The sequence below is a fragment of the Phreatobacter aquaticus genome, from assembly GCF_005160265.1.
Taxonomy (GTDB): domain Bacteria; phylum Pseudomonadota; class Alphaproteobacteria; order Rhizobiales; family Phreatobacteraceae; genus Phreatobacter; species Phreatobacter aquaticus.
The window spans coordinates 1,729,256-1,749,992 of sequence record NZ_CP039865.1; the positions used below are offsets into that span (position 1 = coordinate 1,729,256).

Here is a 20,737-nt window from a genome sequence, read left to right on the forward strand (position 1 = left end):
GCTCATCGCAGGAGGTGAAGGGCCAACAGGCCCGCGATCACCCACAACGCCACCGTGCCCCAGCGGTTCCGGCGCGCTTCCGCCTCGCCGATACCTTTCAGCGATTGCGGCGCGAGCACGAAGCCCTCGCGGGTGAGCTCATCGATCCGCTCGGAGAGCAGCGCCGCCCGCTTCAGCAAAGCTGGTGCTTCCGCCACCAAGCGGCCGAGCGTTGCCGCGCCGGTTCCGGCATCCTGGATCAGCCCAACCGGCCCCAGATTGCGGGTGATCCATTCGCGCACCACCGGCTCGGCGGTCGACCACATGTTGAGGCGCGTATCGAGCGAGCGGGCGACGCCTTCCACCACCACCATGGTCTTCTGCAGCAGGATCAGTTCGGTCCGCGTCTGCATCTCGAAAATACCGGTCACCTCGAACAGCAGCGACAGCAGCTTGGCCATCGAGATCTGGTCGGCGGTCCGGGAATGGATCGGCTCGCCGATGGCACGGATGGCCTGGGCGAATTCATCGATCGAGTGATGGCCGGGCACATAGCCGGCTTCGAAATGGACCTCCGCCACCCGGCGATAGTCCTTGGTGATGAAGCCGAGCAGGATTTCGGCGAGGAACCGCCGTTCCTTCGGCCCGATGCGCCCCATGATGCCGAAATCGACCGCCACCAGATTGCCGGCGCGATCGGCGAACAGGTTCCCCTGGTGCATGTCGGCATGGAAGAAGCCGTCGCGCAGCGCATGGCGCAGGAAGCTCTGGATGACGGTACGTCCGAGCGCTTCGGGATCGATCCCCTCGGCCGCCAGCGCTGCCGGATCGTTTAGGCGAAGCCCGTCGATCCACTCCGTCGTCAGCACATTCTTGCCGGTCCGGATCCAGTCGACCGAAGGCACCCGGAACCCCGGATCGTCCTTCGTGCGCTCGGCCATCTCCGAGGCGGCGGCGGCCTCGAGCCTCAGATCGAGTTCGATCGCCATGGAGCGGGCCAGCGTATCGACGATGCCAACCGGCATGAGCCTGCGGCTCTCCGGAGCCAGCTTCTCGGCGAGATGGGCGGCAAAGTAATAGTCGGAGAGATCGGCGCGGAAACGGTCTGCAATGCCGGGACGCAGCACCTTCACGGCGACATCGCGTTCGGTATCGCCGTCGCGCACGCGCGCCTTGTGGACCTGCGCGATGGAGGCCGCGGCAATCGGTGGCCCGAAGGACAGGAACAACGTGCCGAGCGGCTCCCCCAGCGTGTCGGTGACGATTCGTTCCGCCTGCTCCTGCCCGAAGGGCGGCACCTTGTCCTGCAAGGCTTCGAGGTCGCGGGCAATCGTCGCGCCGACAACGTCGGGACGTGTGGAGAGGAACTGGCCGAGCTTCACATAGGTCGGCCCAAGCCGCGTCAGCGCCGAGGTCAGCTTGTCGGACCGCGTGCCGGAACTCCGCCGCTCGATCAGCCGGGCGATCGACAGCGCGACCCTTGCCGGGCGCGGCAGGGCTTCCGGATCGACAAGACCGAAGACGCCCTCGCGGGCAAACACGAAGCCGGCGCGTCCGAGGCGTGCGAGATGGAGGAGGCTGCCGAACACGCTCAGATCTTCCAGCCGCCATGCAGGCACACGACGCCGCCGGTCATCGGCGTCACGTCCACGCGCGAGAAGCCAGCCTTGGCGATCATGCCGGCAAAGACCTGCGGACGCGGGAACTTGCGGATCGATTCGACGAGATACTGGTAGGGCTGGGCATCGCCGGTGACGAGCTTGCCCATCGGCGGGATGATGTTGAACGAATAGAGGTCATAGGCGCGGTCGAGCCCGGGGATCACTTCGGGCGAGAATTCCAGAACCAGAAGCCGCCCGCCGGGGCGCAGCACGCGATGGGCTTCGTCGAGCGCCTTCTGGATCCGCGGCACGTTGCGGATGCCAAACGCAATCGTGTAGCCGTCGAAGGTCGAGCTCGGGAACGGCAGTTCCTCGGCATTGCCCTGGACGAACTCGACCCTGGCGTCGAGGTCGCGCTCGGCGGCCCGCTGGCGGCCGACCTTCAGCATCTCGCCATTGATGTCACAGACGTTCGCCCTGGCGCCCGACCCTTCGCTCACCACCTTGAAGGCGACATCGCCCGTGCCCCCGGCGACATCGAGATGGTTGAAGGCCCGTGTCTTCGAGATGCCGAGCCGGTTGACCATCACATCCTTCCAGACGCGGTGGAGGCCGACCGACATGAAGTCGTTCATCAGGTCGTAGCGGCCGGCCACCTTGTGGAAGACATCGTCGACAAGGCCCTGCTTTGCGTCGAGGTCGACGCGGCGGAAGCCGAAATCGGTGTCGGTGCTGGTGGCGGTCATGCGCGGTCCTCGAAATTGCGGCGGGACCATAGCGGAAGCGTCCTGCCGACGCTATGACGCCCGTTATCCCGGATGGAGCAGGCTGCCGCCTGAACGCCGATGCCTGAACTGCCCGAAGTCGAAACCGTCCGGCGTGGCCTCAGCCCTCATCTGGAAGGCGCGACCATCGTGCGTGCCGAGGTGCGCCGGCCGGACCTGCGCTTCCCCTTTCCGGAGCGCTTCGCGGACCGCCTGGCCGGGCGTCGCATCGACAGCGTCGGGCGCCGCGCCAAATATCTCCAGCTCGATCTCGACAATGGCGAAGTGCTGGTCATGCATCTCGGCATGTCCGGTTCGTTCCGCATCGAGGCGGGGATCGTTGGCGAGTTCCACCACGAGCGCTCGCGGCTCGCGGCGCACGACCACGTCGTCTTCCACATGTCGAACGGCGCGACGATCACATACAACGATCCGCGCCGCTTCGGCTTCATGCTGCTGATCGGGCGCGCCGGGCTAGCCGATCACCCGCTCTTCGCCCATCTCGGCATCGAGCCGACCGGCAACGACCTGTCCGCCGATTATCTCGCCAGCGCGTTTCGCGGCAAGAAGGCGCCGCTCAAGGCGGCCCTCCTAGACCAGTCGATCATTGCCGGCCTCGGCAACATCTATGTCTGCGAGGCTCTCTTCCGTTCGGGTCTCGGGCCGGAGCGGAAGGCGGAGACACTGGTCACCAAGGGCGGCCAGCCGAGCGTGCGTCTCGAGCGGCTTGTGCCGGTGATCCGCGCCGTCATTGCCGAGGCCATCGAGGCCGGAGGCTCCAGCCTGCGCGATCATGCCCAGCCCTCCGGCGAACTCGGCTATTTCCAGCACCGTTTCCAGGTCTATGACCGGGAGGGCGAGCCTTGCGTCACGCCGGGATGCGGTGCGCAGATTCGCCGACTGGTACAATCGAACAGATCAACGTTCTACTGCCCGTCCTGCCAACGATAGGATCGATCCATGCTGAAGATTTGGGGCCGGACGAATTCGTCCAACGTCCAGAAGGTGATGTGGTGCGTCGGCGAACTGGGGCTCGCCCATGAACGCCATGATGCCGGCCGTGAATTCGGCGTGGTCAACGAACCCGATTACCGGGCCAAGAACCCCAACGGCCGGGTGCCGACCATCGAGGACAATGGCCTCGTTCTGTGGGAATCGAACGCAATCTGCCGTTATCTCGCCCGCCGTCACGGCCGGCTCATGCCGGCGGCACTGGCAGACCAGGCGCGCGTCGACATGTGGATGGACTGGCAGCAGACCGAGGCCATGGCGGCGTTGACGCCGGTCTTCTGGGGGCTTGTGCGCACCGCGCCGGAAAAGCGCGATCATGCCGCCATCGAGGATGGAAAGGTGAAGTCGATTGCGGCCATGACCATCATGGACGCCGAACTCGGCCGCCATTCCCATGTCGTCGGCAACACGTTCACGGTGGCCGACATTCCAATGGGGATCGTTGCCTTCCGCTACTTCGCGTTGATCAAGGAAGGCCCGAAGCTCGCCAATCTCGAGCGCTGGCACAAGCTCATGCTAGATCGCCCAGCCTTCGCTGCCCATGTGGCGGATGTGCCGCTGACCTGATGCTGACTGCCGTCACCGGCCGACATGGCCCCAGCGGGACATGTCGGCAACGGCGTCGGCGATTGATATCCGGATATCGCGGAACGACAGGCCGAGGTCGCGCTGGATCTTGGATGTGTCGTAGCGCGGCACGCGGCCCACATGGCTGCGCAGATAGGAGCCTACGCCGCCGGGCTGGGTGTAGGACATCAGCTTGACCGCTACGCTGCCGACTGCGTTGTCGAGGCCGAGAGAGGGGAGCCTTGCACCCGTCACGTTCAGGCCGCGGAGCAGGCTGACCACCTCCCGCATGGTGATCGTGTTGCCGGCGCAGAGGTATCGGCCGGCCGCCTGATGGGTTTCCAGCGCCAGGACATGCGCGAGCGCGACGTCGCGGACATCCACGAAACCCCAGGTCAAGGCGAGGATGCCGGGGTAAGTGCCTTTCACGAGATCGGCCAGGATGGCGTTCGATGTGTTGAGCTGTGCCGTCAGGCTCGGTCCGATCACGATGAAGGGGTTGATCGCGACGAGATCGAAGGCCGGCTTCTGGGTCTCCATAAACGACCAGGCGGCGCGCTCGGCCTCTGCCTTCGAGAAATAGTAGGGATTGCGGACAAGCGAGGAACGCGTGTTCCAGTCGGCCTCGGTCAGCACAACCGACTGGTCCGGCTCATCGGTCACGGCCGCCATCGACGAGGTCACCACGACGCGCTGGACCGATGCCGTGCGGGCGCAGGATTGCAGCACATTGACCGTTCCCTTGACCGCTGGGTCGACCAGATCGGCCTGCGCATCCGCGACACTCATCACATAGGGGCTCGCCATATGGAGAACGGCATCGCAGCCGGCGATGGCCGCATCGAACGAGCCTGGCTCCAGCAACTGGGCCTCGACCAGTTCGAGGCGCTCTGCTGCGCCGGGCAGCGCAGTCAGGAAAGCATGCGCGTCTGGCCGCGCCAGCGAACGCACGGTGCCGCGAACATGATAGCCGCGGTCGAGCAGGAGGGCGATCGTGTGCGAGGCGATGAAGCCAGTGGCTCCGGTGACGCAGATGGTTTGCATGAGGGGCTCCAGAGGGTCACATTCACATACCGATTGGTATTTGAATACGAAATGGTATTCAAAAGGGCAAGGAATTCCTTCATGCCCCGTCTCTCCCGTGCCGATCAGAAAGCCGAGACAAGCCGCCGTCTCATCGAGGCAGCTCATCGGCTCTATCTCGCTCATGGTCTTGACGGGGTGTCGGTGGACGCAGTCGCTGAGGCCGCAGGGTTCTCCAAGGGCGCCGTCTATGCCAATTTCAGCGGCAAGGAAGCGCTGCTGCTCAGCGTCTGGCAGTCGCATTACGCCGCCAAGCGTGACAGGCTGGCCGAGGCCCTGGCGTCGGGCGATGATCTTGCTGGCGTGATCGCCGCGATCCGGGCCGTGATGGTTACCTTCTTCTCCGACGGGCCCTGGGCACTGCTCCAGGCGGAAGTGCGGCGCCGTGCAGCCGACTTGCCGCTTCTTTCGCGGGAATTGGCCGCGATGGAGCGGGCCGAGATGGCCGAGATGCAGGGCCTGGTTGGGCAATTTGTCTCGCTTGCCGGACTGACGCCCCGGATCGCAATCGCGGACATGACCGAGACGCTCGCGGCGCTGTTCGATGGATTGGTCATCCGCGCGGCGGCCGATTCCGTTTCTCCGGAGCAGCTTGCCGACCGCTTCGTCGGGGTGCTTGTCGCCTTGGCGGGCATCGGTTCACGAGATGTGGCGCCGCCGCGTTGACTTTTCTCAGGCCTCCTGCCTATAACCCGGCCCGACTTGGGAGCGGCCTGCGCCCGAGTGTGTGGTGCGTGCAAACGCATCGCCGCTAGCAGGCTGCTTCAGACCCCCATCCGATCTTACGATCCAGATCCGCGCGGAGACGTCCCGTGAAACGCACCTACCAACCCTCCAAGCTTGTGCGCAAGCGCCGCCATGGCTTCCGTGCCCGCATGGCCACCAAGGGCGGCCAGCGGATTCTGTCCGCCCGCCGCGCGCGTGGCCGCAAGCGCCTGTCGGCGTGATCGGCTTCAGCCGTCAGGCTGGCCCGTCGTTCTGAGGGGAGGGCGCCGATGACTTGCCAGTCACCGCCCCTCCGTCTCGTGCGCCGCGCCGATTTCATCGCCTGTTCCAGGGGCCGCCGCGTGAACTCGGCGGCCTTCGTGTTGCAGGAACGCCGGCGCGACGATAGCGGCGCGCCCCGTTTCGGCTTCACAGTGACCAAGAAGACCGGCGGCGCCGTCGAGCGCAACCGCATGCGGCGCCGGCTGAGGGAAGCCGTGCGTCTCGGTGCCGCAGATGCGGCCCGTCCTGGCTCCGATTATGTGCTTGTCCTCAACCGGGCAGCGCTCGATCGGCCCTTCGAGACCCTGATCGTCGACTTGACGGACGCAATTCGCCGCGCCGCCAAAGCCCAGGAGCGCTCGGTCGCGCGCTCCTCGTCCTGACCTTTCTCCCGACCGCACCCGGACGGACCGATGGCTGACAACCGCAACTACATTCTCGCGATCGTGCTCTCGATCCTCGTTCTGGTCGGCTGGCAATATTTTGTCGGCATGCCGCAGGTCGAGCGGCAGCGCGAGGCGCAGCGCCAGCAGCAGGCGCAACAGCCGGTCGCCCAGTCGCAGACGCCGCCCGCACCCGGTGCGGCGCCCGCTCAGCCCGGCCAGCCGGCAGCGCCGAGTGCGCCAGGCGTCGTTGCTCCGACACCGGCCAGTGCCCAGACCCGCGAGGCTGTGCTCGCCTCCACGCCGCGTATTGCGGTTGCGACGCCGCGCCTGAAGGGCTCGATCAATCTGGTTGGCGGTCGCGTCGACGACCTCGTGCTCGCGACCTATCGCGACACGGTCCAGCCCAACAGCCAGAACGTCGTGCTGTTCGCGCCGGAAGGTTCGCCGATCGACACCGCCAATCACCGCCAGCCCTTCTACGCCGAGTTTGGCTTCGTGGCCGGCGCCGGCCAGACGGTCGCTCTGCCCAATTCGCGGACGCAGTGGACCCAGTCGGGCACCGGTTCGCTGACGCCCTCGACCCCTGTGACCATCTCCTGGGACAACGGCCAGGGCCTGACCTTCCGCCGTACCTTCGAGATCGACGCGAGCTACATGATCACCGTCAAGGATGCGGTGACTAATGGGGCCGCGGCTGCGGCGGTGATCCATCCCTTCGGCCTGATTTCACGCCATGGCCTGCCGCAGACGGCCGGCTATTACATCCTCCACGAGGGCCTGATCGGCGTCTTCGGCGACAAGGGCCTGCAGGAAGTCGGCTATTCGGCAATCGAGAAGGACCGCACCCAAGCCTTCAAGTCGCTCGGCGGCTGGCTCGGCATCACCGACAAGTACTGGGCTGCGGCGCTCATTCCCGATCAGACGACCGAGACGGATTCGAGCTTCAAGTTCTTCCAGAACGGCACGACCAAGAGCTTCCAGACCGACTACCTCAAGCCTGCTCTGGCGATTGCGCCCGGCGCGACGATCGAGACCATCTCGCGCCTGTTCGCCGGCGCCAAGGAAGTGGCCGTTGTCGACGGCTATGCCAACACGCTGAAGGTCGACCGGTTCGACCGGCTGATCGACTGGGGCTGGTTCTATTTCATCACCAAGCCGCTGTTCATCGTGATGGACTGGATCTTCCTGAAGACCGGCAATTTCGGCATCGCCATCCTGCTCGTCACCCTGCTGGTGAAGGGCCTGTTCTTCCCGCTCGCCAACAAGAGCTACGCCTCCATCACGATGATGAAAAAGGTGCAGCCGGAAATGACGGCGATTCGCGACCGCTTCGCCGACGACAAGATGAAGCAGCAGCAGGAACTGATGGCGCTCTACAAGCGCGAGAAGATTAACCCGCTCGCAGGCTGTTGGCCGATCGTCATCCAGATTCCGGTGTTCTTCGCGCTCTACAAGGTGCTGTTCATCACCATCGAAATGCGGCACGCGCCGTTCTTCGGCTGGATTCACGATCTCTCGGCACCGGATCCGACCTCGCTGTTCAATCTCTTCGGCCTTCTGCCCTTCACCGTGCCCGCCTTCCTGCTGATCGGCGTCTGGCCGCTCATCATGGGCGTCACGATGTGGGTCCAGATGCAGATGAACCCGGCGCCGACCGATCCGATCCAGCAGGCATTCTTCAAGTGGATGCCGATCATGTTCACTTTCATGCTGGCATCGTTCCCGGCCGGTCTCGTCATCTACTGGGCCTGGAACAACACGCTGTCGGTGCTGCAGCAGGCGCTGATCATGCGGCGCTACGGTGTGAAGCTGGAACTGTGGGACAATCTGCGATCGATGTTCGGCAAGGGTCCGGCCAAGCCGGCCAGCTGACGGAGCTGATTTGACCGACTTCTTGGAAACCGGCCGGCTGATGTTCGCCAGACCCTGGGGGTTCTGGCGCGGCACGCCGAATATGGCGCATCTCCCGCCGATCACAGGTGTGGAGATCGCCTTTGCCGGGCGGTCGAATGTCGGCAAGTCGAGCCTGATCAATGCGCTGGTGGGGCAGAACAGCCTTGCCCGCACGTCCAACACGCCCGGCCGCACCCAGGAACTCAACTTCTTCCACGTGCCGCCGGTGGATGGCGAGCCGACCGATCTCGTGATTGTCGACATGCCGGGCTACGGCTTTGCGGCGGCTCCCGAAGCCAAGGTCAGGGAATGGCAGAAGCTCATCCGCGACTATCTGCGCGGACGCCAGAGCCTTGCCCGCGTCTATGTGCTGGTTGATGCCCGCCACGGCATCAAGCCCGTCGACACCGAAGTGTTCGACGAACTCGGTCAGTCTGGAATTTCCTATCAGGTCGTGCTCACCAAGGCCGATCAGATCACCGATGCGGCGTTGACCAAGCTGATCGCCACGACGCTGGACCAGCTGAAGAAGCGCGCGGCAGCCTTTCCCGAGATCATCGCGACGTCCAGCCGCAAGGGCCAGGGCATGCCGGAACTGCGGTCGGCAATCGCGCGGGTGGTTGCCGAGCGCCCCTGATCATTGCTGACGCCAGAGCGGCGCGAGCTGAAACGCCCCGATCACCAGCATGATCAATCCGATGATCATGAGGGCTCGTCCATATCCGGTGCGGTTTCCGGCTGTCTGCTCGTAGGCCAGCAAGGTCCGCCCGTCGGTCGTCGCCTCGAAGACAATTTGCTGATCCAGATCGACCAGATAGCGAACCGCCTGATCACGGCGAACGGTGTCGAGGTCACCCACCCACAATGTCCTGGCCGGCGAGACAATGTGGACGCCCTTGCCGGGCACCTGAAGCGCGATACGCTGGGTGCGATAGGTTGTGTCACCGCGCCGGCTGTACTCCCGGATCAGTTCCGTTGTGACACTGGGAGGCCCGATCTGCTCCACGACGGTCAGCACGGTTTTGCCTGGTGGCAAGGTGCTCCAACCCCAGCCGAGCAGAACGATCCCGGCCGCGATAAGCCCGATACTCCATAGGAGGCTCCAGACACTCGGCTCGGTCCTGTCCATCGTCCTCCCGATGCGGGCATCGGCCCGCTAGTGCGCCTCGTCCCAGTTGACGGCCGCGCGCGCATCGACCGCAAGCGGCACCTTCAGGTTCAAGACGGGCTGCGTCGCCTCTTCCATCACCCGGCGGATAACCGGCAGAGTTCGGTCCACCTGATCGTCAGGCACTTCGAACACCAGTTCGTCATGCACCTGCAGCAGCATCAGCGCGTCGAGCTTCGAGCCGGCGAGCGCGGCTTCCATGCGGATCATGGCGCGGCGGATGATATCAGCCGCCGACCCCTGGATCGGAGCATTGATCGCCTGGCGCTCCACGAAGGCCCGTTCCGAAGGATTGCCGGACTTGATTGCGGGGTAATGGCAGCGCCGCCCGAAGATCGTTTCGACATAGCCGTTCTCGCGGCAGAACGCCTTGGTCGCGTCCATATAGTCGCGGATGCCGGGGAACCGCTCGAAATAGCGCTTGATATAGGCGCCGGCCTCCTCCCGCGCGATGCCCAGCTGGTTGGCGAGGCCGAAGGCGGAAATGCCGTAGATGATGCCGAAATTGATCGCCTTGGCGCGTCGGCGTACGAGCGGATCCATGCCGGCGACGGGTACGCCGAACATTTCGGAGGCGGTCATCGCATGGATATCGATGCCGTCGGCGAACGCCTGCCTGAGCTGCGGGATATCGGCGATATGGGCGAGGATGCGCAGCTCGATCTGGCTGTAATCGGCGGACACCAGCTTCCGCCCCGGGGGGGCGATGAAGGCGGTCCGGATCTTCCGGCCTTCCTCGGTGCGCACCGGGATGTTCTGGATGTTGGGTTCGGACGAGGACAGGCGGCCTGTGGTGGTCGCCGCGAGCGAGAAGGACGTGTGGACCCGTCCGGTCTCCTTGTTCATGTAGTTCGGCAGCGCGTCGGTATAGGTCGACTTGAGCTTGGAGACGGTGCGCCAGTCGATGATCTTGCGTGGCAGGTCGTGGCCCTGCTCGGCGAGATCCTCCAGCACGCCGGCGGCCGTCGACCAGGCGCCGGTCTTGGTCTTGGTGCCGCCCGGCAGGCCCATCTTGCCGAACAGGATATCGCCGAGCTGCTTGGGTGAACCCGGATTGAGCGGTTCACCCGCCAGCTCCTGGATCTCTGCCTCCACGCGTGCCGCTACTTGAGCGAAGTCGCCGGACAGCCGCGACAGCACCTGCCGGTCGACCAGAATGCCATAGCGCTCCATGCGGGCGAGTACGCTGACCAGCGGACGTTCCAGCGTTTCATAGACTGTGGTCTTGCCCTCGGCCGGCAGCCGAGGCTTGAGCACGTTCCAGAGCCGTAGCGTGACATCGGCATCCTCGGCGGCATAGGCGGTTGCCTTGTCGAGGGGCACACGGTCGAAGGTGATGCGGCCCTTGCCGGTCCCGGTCACGCTGTCGAACGAGATCGGCTCGTGGCCGAGCAGCCGTTCCGACAGGGCATCCATGCCATGGCTGCCGCGCCCGGCGTCCAGGGCGTAGGAGAGCAGCATGGTGTCGTCATAAGGCGCGATGGTCATCCCATGCCGCGCGAGGATCAGCATGTCGTATTTGAGGTTCTGCCCGATCTTGAGGACCCCCGGGTCCTCGGCGAGCGCCTTCAGCCGGTCGAGCGCGGCACGAGCCGGCATCTGGTCCGGCACGAGCCCTGAATCGAACAGGCCGGCCTCGCCAGCCCGATGGGCAAGCGGCACGTAGCAGGCCTTGCCGGGGGCATAGCTCAGGGAAAAGCCGACAAGTTCCGCTGACATGGCATCGAGGGACGTGGTCTCCGTGTCGAGCGCGACGACCCCGGCCTCCCGAGCGGCTGCGATGAACTGGTCGAGCTCTGCCGGGCTGGTGATGCACTGGTAACCCGAGCGGTCGACCTTGGCGGTGAGACCCATATGGGCAGCAGCCGCTGCAATGGCCTGCGGCGTGGCGCCTCCGGCCTCGGGAGCCGTGGCGTCTGTCGCACCGGATGCCTGGCCGCCGCCGAACAGGTCGGAGCCGCTGCCTGGTGCAGCCTTGGCCGGTACGCCACGGGTTGATGCCAGCCGCGGGTCAGGTTCGATCTTGGCGGCATCGACGCCGTAGAGTTCCGCCACCTTCTTGGTGATGGTGGTGAATTCCATCGCCTTCAGGAACGCGACCAGCTGCGTTCCGTCCGGCTTTTCGAGCCCGGTATCGTCCAGCGGCACTTCCAGCGGTACGTCGCGCACCAGTTCGACCAACTTGCGCGAGATCCGGATCTTCTCAAGCACCTCCGGATTGGTCAGCGTCTCCCGGCGCTTGGGCTGCTTGATCTCGCCGGCACGGGCGAGCAGCGTGTCGAGATCGCCATATTCTGTCAGCAACTGGACGGCCGTCTTGCGGCCGATTCCCGGTGCGCCCGGCACGTTGTCGGAGGTGTCGCCTTCCAGCGACTGGATCTCGACGATCCGGTCCGGTCCCATCCCCTCCCAATATTCACTGACATCGCCGAGCTTTTCCTTCGGTACGTTCCAGCGCTCGAAGCTGTCGCCATGGACCAGCAGTCGCTCGGGCCGATAGCCAGGCTTGCCCTTGATGCCGCTTTCGGGATCGTAGAATGCGACGCAGGGCCGGACCAGCTGCATCAGGTCCTTGTCGGCCGAGATGATGAGCACATCGGCGCCGCGCTCGCAGGCCTGTTCCGCATAGGTCGCGATCAGGTCGTCGGCCTCGTAGGTGTCCTGCTCGATCGCGTGCAGGCCGAAGGCGCGGATGGCGTCGCGCATCAGCGGAAATTGCGGCACGAGATCTTCCGGCGGCGGCGGGCGCTGGGCCTTGTAGAGCGGATAGAGCGCCTTGCGGAACGAGTTCTCGCTCTTGTCGAGGATCATGGCGAGATGGGTCGGCTTCACGCCGAGCGCGCCGTCCTCGACGAATTGCAGCACCTTGGTCGCAAACAGGCGAACGGCGCCCGTCGGCAGGCCGTCAGAGCGCGCATTGTACTTCCGGTCCTGGTTCATCGACTGGAAATAGGCGCGGAACACGAAGGACGAAGCGTCGACGAGGAAGACGCGGTCGCCCTTCTGGACGGGACGGTGATGATCGGCGTGCATGGATCGGGGAACCTCGGTCGAGTCAGCGTCCATTATGGACGCACCGTCCCGCCCCGTCATGTCGTTTGAGCCTGGAACAGGGCTCCCTTCTCATCTGCGGGCGTGACCAAGCTGAAACAAATCGCCCATAGTCCTTGGGTCTCTGCTTCGCCTGATCGCTGGAACCCGCCGTGCAACAGCCGCTTTTTCCCACCCGCCCCTTGAAAGTGACGCTGCCGAAGCCGCCAAGCCGCATCGGCGCACTGCTCCTGTTCCTCGTCGGCGTTGCCTTCGTCACAGGTATCGGCTTTCTCATGGGCCCTGGCCTTGTCCGGGACGCTCAGATCCTCGGGAATGCTGAGCCGGCAACAGCTGCCCGCTTCGTGTCGGGCCGATGCAAGAGCAAGCTGATCATCCACTTCTGCGATGTCACGATCGAGCGCCGTGGTCCGACAGGACCGATCCGCGAGGAAAACAGTTTCGGCTTCTTCGACCTGCATCTCGGCTCCTATTCGATCGCGCTGATGCAGAAGAAGGGTGATCCGACCATGGTCACCAGCGACCTCGCGCTCGACCATTTCTGGAATCGCGTCATCACGGCCGCGCTGTTCGTGCTCCTGTTCGGTGCCGGCGCACTGGCGTCCCTTAGGCAGGCAACCCGCAAAGGGATCGGCGACGTCAACAAGCCGTTCCGCGAACTCTCCGGCAAGGTGCTGACCCTGCAGATTGTCGACGTGCTGGACCGCGCGCTTCCGGATGAGAAGTCCTGGCTGTGGACCTATGCGCCGGTTTCGGCGGGGCCTGCGATGGGCCAGCAATTGACGCTGTTCACGCCAGTGAACACCTGGCCCTTCATGCTGGATCGCGCGGGGCGCCGGGCGCTTGCGGCCTCAAGGCCCGATGGCGGTCCGGTTCTGATGCTCGATTCGGGGCTCACCTTCCTCAATCTGAAGGCTGATGAGCAGGCGCGCATCCTCGCCTGGCGCGACAGCCTGCTGGCAGAGGAAGATGCGCGGCAGCAGGGATATGCGCAGGGCACGTGACGCTCTGATTGCCTTGCCAGGCCGCGCCTGGTCCAGAATGGAGGGCTTGCCGCGCGGGGGACTTGCCCGGTTGCGATCACGTCGCGGTGATCGTGTAACGGACCGGATCGTTTCGAAGAAAGGAGAGCTGGCGGCGCCGTTTCAATGGCCGGTCGCTTGGTCCTTCCTGGAGCGCTTTCCCATGATCCACCGCAGAACCTTCATCGCCCTCACTGCCGTGACCTGCTCTGCAGCCTATGCGGCGGCCTGGGCTGCCGGCCCCATTGCCTTTACCCCCTCGGCATTCCAGGCGGCGAAGGCCAGCGGCCAGCCGATCCTGATCGAGGTCACGGCGCCGTGGTGCCCGACCTGCCGGGCACAGAAGCCCATTCTCTCCGAACTGACGGCCCAGCCGCGCTTTGCGGCCATGCGTGTCCTGACGGTCGATTTCGATAGCCAGAAGGACGTGCTCCGCTCGCTCAACGTGCAGATGCAGAGCACGCTGATCGTCTTCAAGGGCGACCGCGAGGTCGGCCGGTCGTCGGGTGACACGAACCGTGCATCCATCGAGGCACTGCTGGCCAAGACTCTCTGAGGCCGCAAAGCCATGATCGCAACCATCGGCCTGGCATTTCTCGCAGGTGTTCTGTCCATCCTCTCGCCTTGCGTCCTGCCTCTGCTTCCCGTCGTGCTGGGAGCGGCGGTCTCGGAGCATAGGCTGGGGCCGATTGCCCTGGCCGGTGGTCTCGCCTTGTCGTTCACCGTCATTGGATTGTTCGTGGCCGTCTTTGGGTTCGCGATCGGCCTCGATGCAGGTTTCTTCCGGTATGTTGCGGCGGTGCTGCTGATCGGCGTGGGTGTCACCCTGATGATCCCCGCCGCTCAGATCCGCTTTGCTACCGCTGCCGGCCCGCTGTCCAATTGGACGGAGCAGCGGTTCGGCGGACGCTCGACCAACGGCCTCTCCGGCCAGTTCGCCGTTGGCCTGCTCCTCGGAGCGGTCTGGAGCCCCTGTGTCGGGCCGACGCTTGGTGCGGCGTCCCTGCTTGCGGCGAGGGGGGAAGCGCTGGGCTCCGTGGCGCTGACGATGCTCGCCTTCGGCATCGGTGCCGGATTGCCCCTGGCGCTTCTGGGGCTCCTGTCGAGAGAGCGCCTGCTGCGCCTGCGCGACCGCATGCTCAGTGTCGGCAAGACCGCCAAGGTTGCGCTTGGCGGTGTGTTGGCTCTGGTCGGTGTCCTGATCATCAGCGGCCTCGACAAGCGCATCGAGACCTGGCTCACCAACATCGCGCCAGACGCACTCATATCGCTGACAACGCGCTTCTAGCGCTCGTTCCAATGCACCATCGGCAGTCCCGCGACCGGCGAACGGAAGAAGGGGATACGGGTGCCGCGCAGCGAGCCGATATAGACGGTCTTGAGGTCGGGCCCGCCAAAGGTGACGGAGGCAAACCAGGGCGCGATACGCCCGCCGCAGGCGAGCATCAGGTCGGCGGTCGCCTTGCCCTTCCAGAACGCGTCCATCAACTGCCGGCTGGACCAGGGGTCGTGGTCGTCGAGGATGATCCGGAGCTCTCCCTCTGGCGTGATCGCAAAGATGCGATCCATCATCACATGGGTGCCCCAGAGGTTGCCGTGAGCGTCGAAGGCGATGCCGTCGATCGGCGCTCCATGGTTCTCCGGTCCGAAGGTCTGCCGGTCGCTGAGCGTGCCATCCGGCGCCGCGCGGAAGCGGGTGATCTTTGGCCCCGAGGTCTCGACCGCGTAGAGCCATTCTTCCTTGGCGTCGAAGCGGATCTCGTTGGTGAAGGCGAGGCCCTCGGCCACAACCCGCAGCTTGCCCTGGTCATAGACCGCGATATAGCCGTCGCGGATATGCGGTGACACCGCCTCCATCCAGTTGACGATCCGTGTCGAGATGGTCAGCCAGAGCCGATCCTTGCTGTCACGCAGGACGAAATTGACCTTGCCGATCGGCTGGCCGTCCAGCGTGTCGGCGAGCACGGTGGTACGGCCGGTCGCGCGCTCCATGATCTCCAGCCGGTCGGTGCCGAAATTGGAGATGACGATGTCGCCGTAGCGGTCGAAGGCGAGGCCGTTCGGCAAGGTCCCCTTGGTGAAGCGGGTCGCGTCGTCGGCTGCGCTGGCAAAGGCGCCGGGATGGCTCTGGGTGATCAGCTGCTGCGAGCCGTCGGGCTTGATATGAACGACCCCGCCCCGCGCATCCGCCGCCCAGAGCGAGCCGTCGCGTTCGGCCAGGATGCATTCGGGCCGCTGCAGGCCCTCGCCGACATAGCCGATCTGGGTCCGGTCGACCGTGAAGCCATCGATGGGGTTTGCGGGCATGATTTCTCTTTAAGCGTTTCCTGGGGACGAGGAGGCGCTGTTGGCCGCGCCTCCCCCGGGCGTTTATCGTTGGCGTCAGTCCTCGAAGATCGCGACAGCGCGGCAGAATCCCGCCGAGGCCTTGTGGATCTTGAATGGGAAGCAGGAGATCGTGAAACCGGTCGCCGGCAGCTGATCGAGATTGGCGAGCTTCTCGATATGGCCATAGGCGCGCACCATGCCGGCGCGGTGGCCTTCCCAGATCAGGCTCGCATCATGGGTCTCGGCATATTTCTTCGCGGTCAGCGTGAAAGGCGCGTCCCAGCTCCAGGCATCGGTGCCCGTGATGCGCACGCCCCGCTCGGTCAGGTAGAGCGTCGCCTCACGGCCCATGCCGCAGCCGCGCCCGACATAGTCAGGCTGGCCGTAGCGGGCGCCGGCGGACGTATTCACCACCACGATATCAAGCGGCTGCAACGTTACTCCGGTGCGCTTCAGCTCCGCCTCCACATCGGCGGCGGTTGCGACGTAACCATCGGGGAAGTGGCGGAAGTCGAGTTTCACGCCCCGTTGCAGGCACCAGTCGAGCGGCATCTCGTCGATGGTCCAGGCCGGCTTGCCGCCATCGGTGGTCGAATGAAAATGGTAGGGCGCATCGAGGTGGGTGCCGTTGTGGGTGGACACCTGCAGAAGCTCGACAGCCCAGCCCTCGCCACCCGGCAGGTCGTCCTGGGTCAGGCCCGGGAAGAAGTTCAGGATCTGAGGCGCCGAGGTCTTGTGGTCGACATAGGTGATCGACGGGGTTGAACCCGGCGGGTCGGAAGCAATGCCGGCTTGCAGCGAAACGGACAGGTCGACGATCCGACGCGCCATGGAAGTCACTCCCTCAATGTTGTGATTGCCAGCGCAGCGTGCGGATCTCGACCGCTCGCAGCGCCAGATTGGAAACGAGCCCGATCAGCCCGAGCAGGGCAATGCCGGCGAACAGATCCGCCGACTGGAATGAGCGGGCCGCGAGCAGGATCGCCGTGCCAAGCCCCGATTGCGACGCCAGCATCTCGCAGATGATCGCGAGGATCAGCGCCACCGTCATGGACAGCCGCATGCCCGCGAGAATGTCCGGCATGGCATTGGGCAGCCCGATCTTCCAGGCGAAGGCATGCCCGGGCATCTGCAGGCAGCGCGCCACTTCCTTCAGCCGCGGTTCGACCTCGGCGAAGCCATGGATGGTGCCGAGCAGCGTCGGCCAGAGCGACCCGAAGGCGACGACCGACAGCGCCATGGCGGGCGACAGGCCAAACAGCGCGATCGCCACCGGGATGATCGCGGAAGCCGGCAGCGGCCGCAGGAATTCCAGCGTCGGCTGAAGATAGTCGCGGGCCGTCTTCGACAGACCGATGGCGGCCCCGAGCACAACACCGATCAGGCCCGCGAGCAGCCAGCCCTGCAGCATGCGTCCAACGGTGCCCATGGTCTGCGCGGCAAGGTCGCCGCGCTGGAAGCCGCGCACCAGCGCTGCCCAGGCATCGAAGGGATTGGGAACGAAGGCGCGCGACACCGTGCCGGTGACGGCGGCGAGCCACCAGAGGAACAGGATGGCGAAGACGACGCCGATCGAGCCCAACAGGACGAGGGGGTTCTGCCGCTTCATGGCCGAGCCTCCACGAGCACGCGCTGGTGCCGGAACAGCCGCGATTGCAAGGCATTGAGCCCGGCATTGACGCCCCAGCCGATCAGTCCGACCCAGAGAAGCGCCGCCAACATGAGTTCCGGCCGCAGTGTCTGCTGGGCGATCATCAGCATATAGCCGAGCCCTTGCGGATTGGCGGCGATCTCCACCGTCACCGCCACCACCAGCGCGATGCCTGCAGCGAGCCGGAGTGCCACGAAGATGCGGGGCATGGCGGCGGGCAGCACGATCTTCCACAGACGCTGGCGGGTCGAGAGCCCAAGCACCTTCGAGACCTCCAGCAGCCTGGGCTCGACCTGACCGGCGGCGGCTTGCGCCAGGATCAGGCTCGGCCAGAACGTGGCGAAGGCGACGATCGCCACCTCGAACCGGTAGCCGAATCCATAGATCAGCATGACCAACGGGATGAGAGCCGGCGAGGGGATCGGTCGGAACAGCTCGATCGTTGGCATGGAGAGCGCAATCGCGGTCCGCGACAGACCGATCATGAAGCCGAGAATGAGGCCGAGACCCACGCCTATCGCCATGCCGCAGAGCGCGGCAAACAGCGTCTGCCAGGTGGCGAGCGCCAGCGTCCCGTCGCCGAGTGCCTGAACCAGCGCGACCATGACTGCGGAGGGGGCGGCGAGGCTCTCGGAATCCGACCCCGGTCCGCGGAACCAGAGTTCTGCGGCCAGCACGAAGACTGTCGGGAGTGCGAGCGCCTTGGCGAGCCGCATCAGTGGCTCTCCTGCATCATGTCAAAAAGTTCGCGGCGCAGCCTGAGGAAATCCGGATGTTCCCGGGTCGTCAGCTGGTTGCGCGGATGGGCAAGCGGCACATCGACCAGGCGCGCGATGCGGCCGGGATTGGGCAGCAGCGCCACCACACGGTCGCCGAGATAGAGCGCTTCTTCCAGGTCGTGGGTGACGAAGAACACGGTGGTGTTGCGCTCGGCGGCGAGTGCCAGAACCTCGTCCTGCAATTGCTGGCGCGTCATCGCGTCAAGCGCGCCGAATGGCTCGTCCATCAGCAGGACCTTCGGGTCCTGCGCCAGACAGCGGGCAATCTGCAGGCGTTGCTGCATGCCGCCCGACAATTGCGACGGGAATTTCGCCGCGTGGTCCTTCAATCCGACCTTCTCGAGCAGCCGCTCGATCACCGGCTTCTGCTCTGAGCGCGGCATTCCCGCGGCCTCCAGAGCCAACGCGACATTGCCGCTCGCATCCCGCCAGGGCAGCAGGGCACGCCCGTAGTCCTGGAACACGACGGAGACCTCTCTCGTCGGACCGGTGATCGGTTTGCCGGCGAGCGAGACCGTGCCGGCGCTCGCCTGGACGAGGCCGGCCACCACCCGGAGCAGCGTTGTCTTGCCGCAGCCGGATGGCCCCATGACGCAGATGAACTCGCCCGGCTTCACGTCGAGCGAGACATCCTGAAGGATGGCCCGCCCGCCGAGATCGACCCGGATTCCGGAAAAGGAAATGGCGGCTTCGGGACCTGACCGGGCGAGCATGGCGGTCACGGCAGGACGACGTTGGCGGCAACCGGCTGGCCGCGCAGCATGTCCTGCTCCTTCATGATGGTGATCCAGTAATTGATCTCTTCCACCGTGATATCGGCCTTCTGCCGGGTGATGATGGCGGTGGCGATCACCGCCGGCGGCAGCGGAATGTACTTGCCGATGATGGCGCGGACGCGGCTGTCATTGGCCTTGTCGTTGACGAAGGCGACGCCCTCGGCAACGCCTTCGCGGAAGGCCTTGAGAAGCGCCGGGTTCTTGGTCGCCCAGGCGCGCGTGGTCGAGTAGATGACGGCGGGCAGGCCGGCCGGCAGCTCGGTGTGGAAATAGGACACGACCCGGCCGATATTGCCCTGGACGATCCGCTCCATGATCGGCGATCCCGTGATCAGGCCATCGACCGATCCGCCGCGCAGGATGTCCGGCATCTGCGGGAACGGTGTCTCCACGAAGGTGACCTTCTTCCAGTCGGCGCCCTTTTCGGCCATCCATTTGCGGAACAGCACGTGCAGGAAGGCACCGAGGCCGGGAACGCCGATGCGCTTGCCTTCGGCCGACTTGGCGTCGGTGATGCCGGCGCCGGTACGCTCCACGAAGCCGTAATTGGCGACGTCGCGCGCCGTGACCGACGCGCCGGCGATGGCCACGAGATCGAGACCGCCATCATTGGCCTGCAGCATGACGGAAGCGGTCGGGCCGCCGATCTGCACGCTGTCGGCCTGCATGGCGGCCGGGATGTTGGAATTGAGCGCGATCAGCTGGAAGCCGACATCAAGTCCCCGCTTGCGAAAATAGCCCTCCTCCTGAGCGACGAAGGCGGAGGTGAAGTCGGCGACGGCCGTGTAGCCGAGCGTCACCTTGGTGGGCGCCTGTGCGAAGGCCGGCGATGCGACGATGGCCGAGCCGGCAGCAAGGCCGCCCGCGAAATGGCGGCGTGTCAGATTGATCATGGACGTGTCCTCGTTGGTGTCTCGTGATGATCCGGGTCTTGGTTGCCCGGTTGCAGATGGATTGAAGCGTCAGTGGCTCTCCGCGGCATGCCGGGCGACAAGGCCATCGGCGAAGGCCCGAAGACCGGCAGAGGAGAAGACGACGGCACGCGACAGGATGGTTTCGACGTCCTGATCGGAGGTCTGGCCGTCGGAAAGGCGGTCGGCGCGGCCGGTCGGCGACATCTGTGTCAGGCCGGCACCGATGATGAAGAGATAGCCCCAGGTCGCATCGGCGACACTCAGGCCCGGAAGCGCCAATTGCAGCGCTGCGATGAAGCGGCGCGCCACCTGGTCATAGCTCGCCTGGATCAGGTCGCGGCCCCAGTCGCGGCTCATCGAGCTGGTCGACAGGATAAGGGACGCAAACGAGCGCCCGCCGCGGCTCGCATCATGGCCGGCTTCGACGGTCGGGCGCAGCAGCGCATCCACCATGTCCTCAAGCGTCATGTCGCCACGGGAGAGCATGGCATCGAGGCGCGCCAGGCGGATGCGGTTGATGGCGCTCGAGCGACGGGTGAACATCGCCTCGAACAGGCCTTCCTTGGTCTTGAAATGATAGTGGAGCAGGGCCTGGGCGACGCCAGCTTCCAGGGCGATCTCGCGCATGCTGGTGCCGTCGAAACCGCGCACCGCGAACAGCTCCTCTGCGGCGTCGAGGATCTCTTCCTTCGACGTCGCCTTGGCGCGGATCTTGGCGAGTGAGGTCACCACGGGATGGGTCGGCCTTGTCCTGACTGTTCGATCAGTCAAGCATGT

The 20,737-nt window shown here is 65.2% G+C and carries 22 protein-coding genes; 10 read left to right on the forward strand and 12 right to left on the reverse strand.

Annotated elements, in window-relative coordinates:
• Positions 1 to 2 precede the first annotated feature (2 nt).
• Both ubiB and ubiE read right to left on the reverse strand, forming a co-directional pair.
• Positions 3 to 1,568, reverse strand: a complete 1,566-nt coding sequence (gene ubiB, locus E8L99_RS08055; RefSeq protein WP_137099053.1) for a 2-polyprenylphenol 6-hydroxylase — start codon at positions 1,566 to 1,568, stop codon at positions 3 to 5.
• A 2-nt stretch (positions 1,569 to 1,570) separates the two neighbouring features.
• On the reverse strand, positions 1,571 to 2,326 hold the full coding sequence (ubiE, locus tag E8L99_RS08060) for a bifunctional demethylmenaquinone methyltransferase/2-methoxy-6-polyprenyl-1,4-benzoquinol methylase UbiE (protein WP_137099054.1): 756 nt from the start codon (positions 2,324 to 2,326) through the stop codon (positions 1,571 to 1,573).
• A 99-nt stretch (positions 2,327 to 2,425) separates the two neighbouring features.
• On the opposite strand from ubiE, the gene mutM reads away from it, so the two are divergent.
• Positions 2,426 to 3,295 carry a bifunctional DNA-formamidopyrimidine glycosylase/DNA-(apurinic or apyrimidinic site) lyase gene (gene mutM, locus E8L99_RS08065; protein ID WP_137099055.1) on the forward strand — a complete coding sequence of 290 codons (870 nt, stop codon included), beginning with the start codon at positions 2,426 to 2,428 and terminating at the stop codon, positions 3,293 to 3,295.
• 9 nt (positions 3,296 to 3,304) lie between these two features.
• On the forward strand, positions 3,305 to 3,922 hold the full coding sequence (locus E8L99_RS08070) for a glutathione S-transferase family protein (protein WP_137099056.1): 618 nt from the start codon (positions 3,305 to 3,307) through the stop codon (positions 3,920 to 3,922).
• A gap of 12 nt (positions 3,923 to 3,934) precedes the next feature.
• On the opposite strand, the gene E8L99_RS08075 is transcribed toward E8L99_RS08070, so the two are convergent.
• A complete protein-coding gene (locus tag E8L99_RS08075; RefSeq protein WP_137099057.1) occupies positions 3,935 to 4,966 on the reverse strand; it encodes an NAD-dependent epimerase/dehydratase family protein in 1,032 nt (343 codons plus the stop codon).
• Between the two features lie 81 nt (positions 4,967 to 5,047).
• Here E8L99_RS08075 and E8L99_RS08080 point away from each other — a divergent pair, with 81 nt between their 5' ends.
• The 5 genes from E8L99_RS08080 to yihA all read left to right on the forward strand — a co-directional run bounded on the left by E8L99_RS08080 (position 5,048) and on the right by yihA (position 8,908).
• Positions 5,048 to 5,671, forward strand: coding sequence for a TetR/AcrR family transcriptional regulator (locus E8L99_RS08080; RefSeq protein WP_168201604.1), 624 nt, complete (start codon positions 5,048 to 5,050; stop codon positions 5,669 to 5,671).
• 146 nt (positions 5,672 to 5,817) lie between these two features.
• Positions 5,818 to 5,952 carry a 50S ribosomal protein L34 gene (gene rpmH / locus E8L99_RS08085; protein WP_136960844.1) on the forward strand — a complete coding sequence of 45 codons (135 nt, stop codon included), beginning with the start codon at positions 5,818 to 5,820 and terminating at the stop codon, positions 5,950 to 5,952.
• Between the two features lie 48 nt (positions 5,953 to 6,000).
• Positions 6,001 to 6,375 (forward strand): ribonuclease P protein component, encoded by a 375-nt coding sequence (gene rnpA, locus E8L99_RS08090; protein ID WP_137099059.1) that lies wholly within the window; start codon positions 6,001 to 6,003, stop codon positions 6,373 to 6,375.
• Positions 6,376 to 6,405: 30 nt separating this feature from the next.
• Positions 6,406 to 8,250 (forward strand): membrane protein insertase YidC, encoded by a 1,845-nt coding sequence (yidC, locus tag E8L99_RS08095; protein ID WP_137099060.1) that lies wholly within the window; start codon positions 6,406 to 6,408, stop codon positions 8,248 to 8,250.
• A 40-nt stretch (positions 8,251 to 8,290) separates the two neighbouring features.
• Positions 8,291 to 8,908: a ribosome biogenesis GTP-binding protein YihA/YsxC gene (yihA, locus tag E8L99_RS08100; protein ID WP_137102017.1), complete on the forward strand. Its 618-nt coding sequence runs from the start codon at positions 8,291 to 8,293 to the stop codon at positions 8,906 to 8,908.
• Here yihA and E8L99_RS08105 read toward each other — a convergent pair whose 3' ends face one another.
• Both E8L99_RS08105 and polA read right to left on the reverse strand, forming a co-directional pair.
• Positions 8,909 to 9,400 (reverse strand): hypothetical protein, encoded by a 492-nt coding sequence (locus E8L99_RS08105; RefSeq protein ID WP_137099061.1) that lies wholly within the window; start codon positions 9,398 to 9,400, stop codon positions 8,909 to 8,911.
• Positions 9,401 to 9,427: 27 nt separating this feature from the next.
• Positions 9,428 to 12,472: a DNA polymerase I gene (gene polA, locus E8L99_RS08110; RefSeq protein ID WP_137099062.1), complete on the reverse strand. Its 3,045-nt coding sequence runs from the start codon at positions 12,470 to 12,472 to the stop codon at positions 9,428 to 9,430.
• 170 nt (positions 12,473 to 12,642) lie between these two features.
• Here polA and E8L99_RS08115 point away from each other — a divergent pair, with 170 nt between their 5' ends.
• The 3 genes from E8L99_RS08115 (at position 12,643) to E8L99_RS08125 (ending at position 14,800) form a co-directional block, all read left to right on the forward strand.
• Entirely contained in the window at positions 12,643 to 13,494 is an 852-nt protein-coding gene (locus E8L99_RS08115; RefSeq protein ID WP_137099063.1) for a hypothetical protein, read from the forward strand.
• Positions 13,495 to 13,675: 181 nt separating this feature from the next.
• On the forward strand, positions 13,676 to 14,068 hold the full coding sequence (locus tag E8L99_RS08120; protein ID WP_137099064.1) for a thioredoxin family protein: 393 nt from the start codon (positions 13,676 to 13,678) through the stop codon (positions 14,066 to 14,068).
• Positions 14,069 to 14,080: 12 nt separating this feature from the next.
• Positions 14,081 to 14,800: a cytochrome c biogenesis CcdA family protein gene (locus E8L99_RS08125; RefSeq protein WP_137099065.1), complete on the forward strand. Its 720-nt coding sequence runs from the start codon at positions 14,081 to 14,083 to the stop codon at positions 14,798 to 14,800.
• On the opposite strand, the gene E8L99_RS08130 is transcribed toward E8L99_RS08125, so the two are convergent.
• The 7 genes from E8L99_RS08130 to E8L99_RS08160 form a co-directional block, all read right to left on the reverse strand.
• Positions 14,797 to 15,819 (reverse strand): SMP-30/gluconolactonase/LRE family protein, encoded by a 1,023-nt coding sequence (locus E8L99_RS08130; RefSeq protein ID WP_137099066.1) that lies wholly within the window; start codon positions 15,817 to 15,819, stop codon positions 14,797 to 14,799. The genes E8L99_RS08125 and E8L99_RS08130 overlap by 4 nt on opposite strands.
• Before the next feature lie 75 nt (positions 15,820 to 15,894).
• Positions 15,895 to 16,671, reverse strand: coding sequence for a cyclase family protein (locus E8L99_RS23740; protein WP_168201605.1), 777 nt, complete (start codon positions 16,669 to 16,671; stop codon positions 15,895 to 15,897).
• A 13-nt stretch (positions 16,672 to 16,684) separates the two neighbouring features.
• Entirely contained in the window at positions 16,685 to 17,449 is a 765-nt protein-coding gene (locus tag E8L99_RS08140; RefSeq protein ID WP_137099067.1) for an ABC transporter permease, read from the reverse strand.
• Positions 17,446 to 18,207 (reverse strand): ABC transporter permease, encoded by a 762-nt coding sequence (locus E8L99_RS08145; protein ID WP_137099068.1) that lies wholly within the window; start codon positions 18,205 to 18,207, stop codon positions 17,446 to 17,448. The genes E8L99_RS08140 and E8L99_RS08145 overlap by 4 nt, the downstream gene beginning before the upstream one ends.
• Entirely contained in the window at positions 18,207 to 18,983 is a 777-nt protein-coding gene (locus E8L99_RS08150) for an ABC transporter ATP-binding protein (RefSeq protein WP_137099069.1), read from the reverse strand. Before E8L99_RS08150 ends, E8L99_RS08145 begins: the two co-directional genes overlap by 1 nt.
• 5 nt (positions 18,984 to 18,988) lie before the next feature.
• Positions 18,989 to 19,939, reverse strand: coding sequence for an ABC transporter substrate-binding protein (locus E8L99_RS08155; protein ID WP_137099070.1), 951 nt, complete (start codon positions 19,937 to 19,939; stop codon positions 18,989 to 18,991).
• 69 nt (positions 19,940 to 20,008) lie between these two features.
• Entirely contained in the window at positions 20,009 to 20,731 is a 723-nt protein-coding gene (locus E8L99_RS08160) for a TetR/AcrR family transcriptional regulator (protein WP_252511296.1), read from the reverse strand.
• Positions 20,732 to 20,737 lie beyond the last annotated feature (6 nt).

Coding starts and splice junctions, on each gene's coding strand:
- ubiE (WP_137099054.1), bottom strand. CDS start 2,326: ATGACCGCCACCAGCACCGACACCGATTTCGGCTTCCGCCGCGTCGAC.
- mutM (WP_137099055.1), top strand. CDS start 2,426: ATGCCTGAACTGCCCGAAGTCGAAACCGTCCGGCGTGGCCTCAGCCCT.
- E8L99_RS08070 (WP_137099056.1), top strand. CDS start 3,305: ATGCTGAAGATTTGGGGCCGGACGAATTCGTCCAACGTCCAGAAGGTG.
- E8L99_RS08075 (WP_137099057.1), bottom strand. CDS start 4,966: ATGCAAACCATCTGCGTCACCGGAGCCACTGGCTTCATCGCCTCGCAC.
- E8L99_RS08080 (WP_168201604.1), top strand. CDS start 5,048: ATGCCCCGTCTCTCCCGTGCCGATCAGAAAGCCGAGACAAGCCGCCGT.
- rnpA (WP_137099059.1), top strand. CDS start 6,001: ATGACTTGCCAGTCACCGCCCCTCCGTCTCGTGCGCCGCGCCGATTTC.
- yidC (WP_137099060.1), top strand. CDS start 6,406: ATGGCTGACAACCGCAACTACATTCTCGCGATCGTGCTCTCGATCCTC.
- yihA (WP_137102017.1), top strand. CDS start 8,291: ATGTTCGCCAGACCCTGGGGGTTCTGGCGCGGCACGCCGAATATGGCG.
- E8L99_RS08105 (WP_137099061.1), bottom strand. CDS start 9,400: ATGGACAGGACCGAGCCGAGTGTCTGGAGCCTCCTATGGAGTATCGGG.
- polA (WP_137099062.1), bottom strand. CDS start 12,472: ATGCACGCCGATCATCACCGTCCCGTCCAGAAGGGCGACCGCGTCTTC.
- E8L99_RS08120 (WP_137099064.1), top strand. CDS start 13,676: ATGATCCACCGCAGAACCTTCATCGCCCTCACTGCCGTGACCTGCTCT.
- E8L99_RS08125 (WP_137099065.1), top strand. CDS start 14,081: ATGATCGCAACCATCGGCCTGGCATTTCTCGCAGGTGTTCTGTCCATC.
- E8L99_RS08130 (WP_137099066.1), bottom strand. CDS start 15,819: ATGCCCGCAAACCCCATCGATGGCTTCACGGTCGACCGGACCCAGATC.
- E8L99_RS23740 (WP_168201605.1), bottom strand. CDS start 16,671: ATGGCGCGTCGGATCGTCGACCTGTCCGTTTCGCTGCAAGCCGGCATT.
- E8L99_RS08140 (WP_137099067.1), bottom strand. CDS start 17,449: ATGAAGCGGCAGAACCCCCTCGTCCTGTTGGGCTCGATCGGCGTCGTC.
- E8L99_RS08145 (WP_137099068.1), bottom strand. CDS start 18,207: ATGCGGCTCGCCAAGGCGCTCGCACTCCCGACAGTCTTCGTGCTGGCC.
- E8L99_RS08150 (WP_137099069.1), bottom strand. CDS start 18,983: ATGCTCGCCCGGTCAGGTCCCGAAGCCGCCATTTCCTTTTCCGGAATC.
- E8L99_RS08155 (WP_137099070.1), bottom strand. CDS start 19,939: ATGATCAATCTGACACGCCGCCATTTCGCGGGCGGCCTTGCTGCCGGC.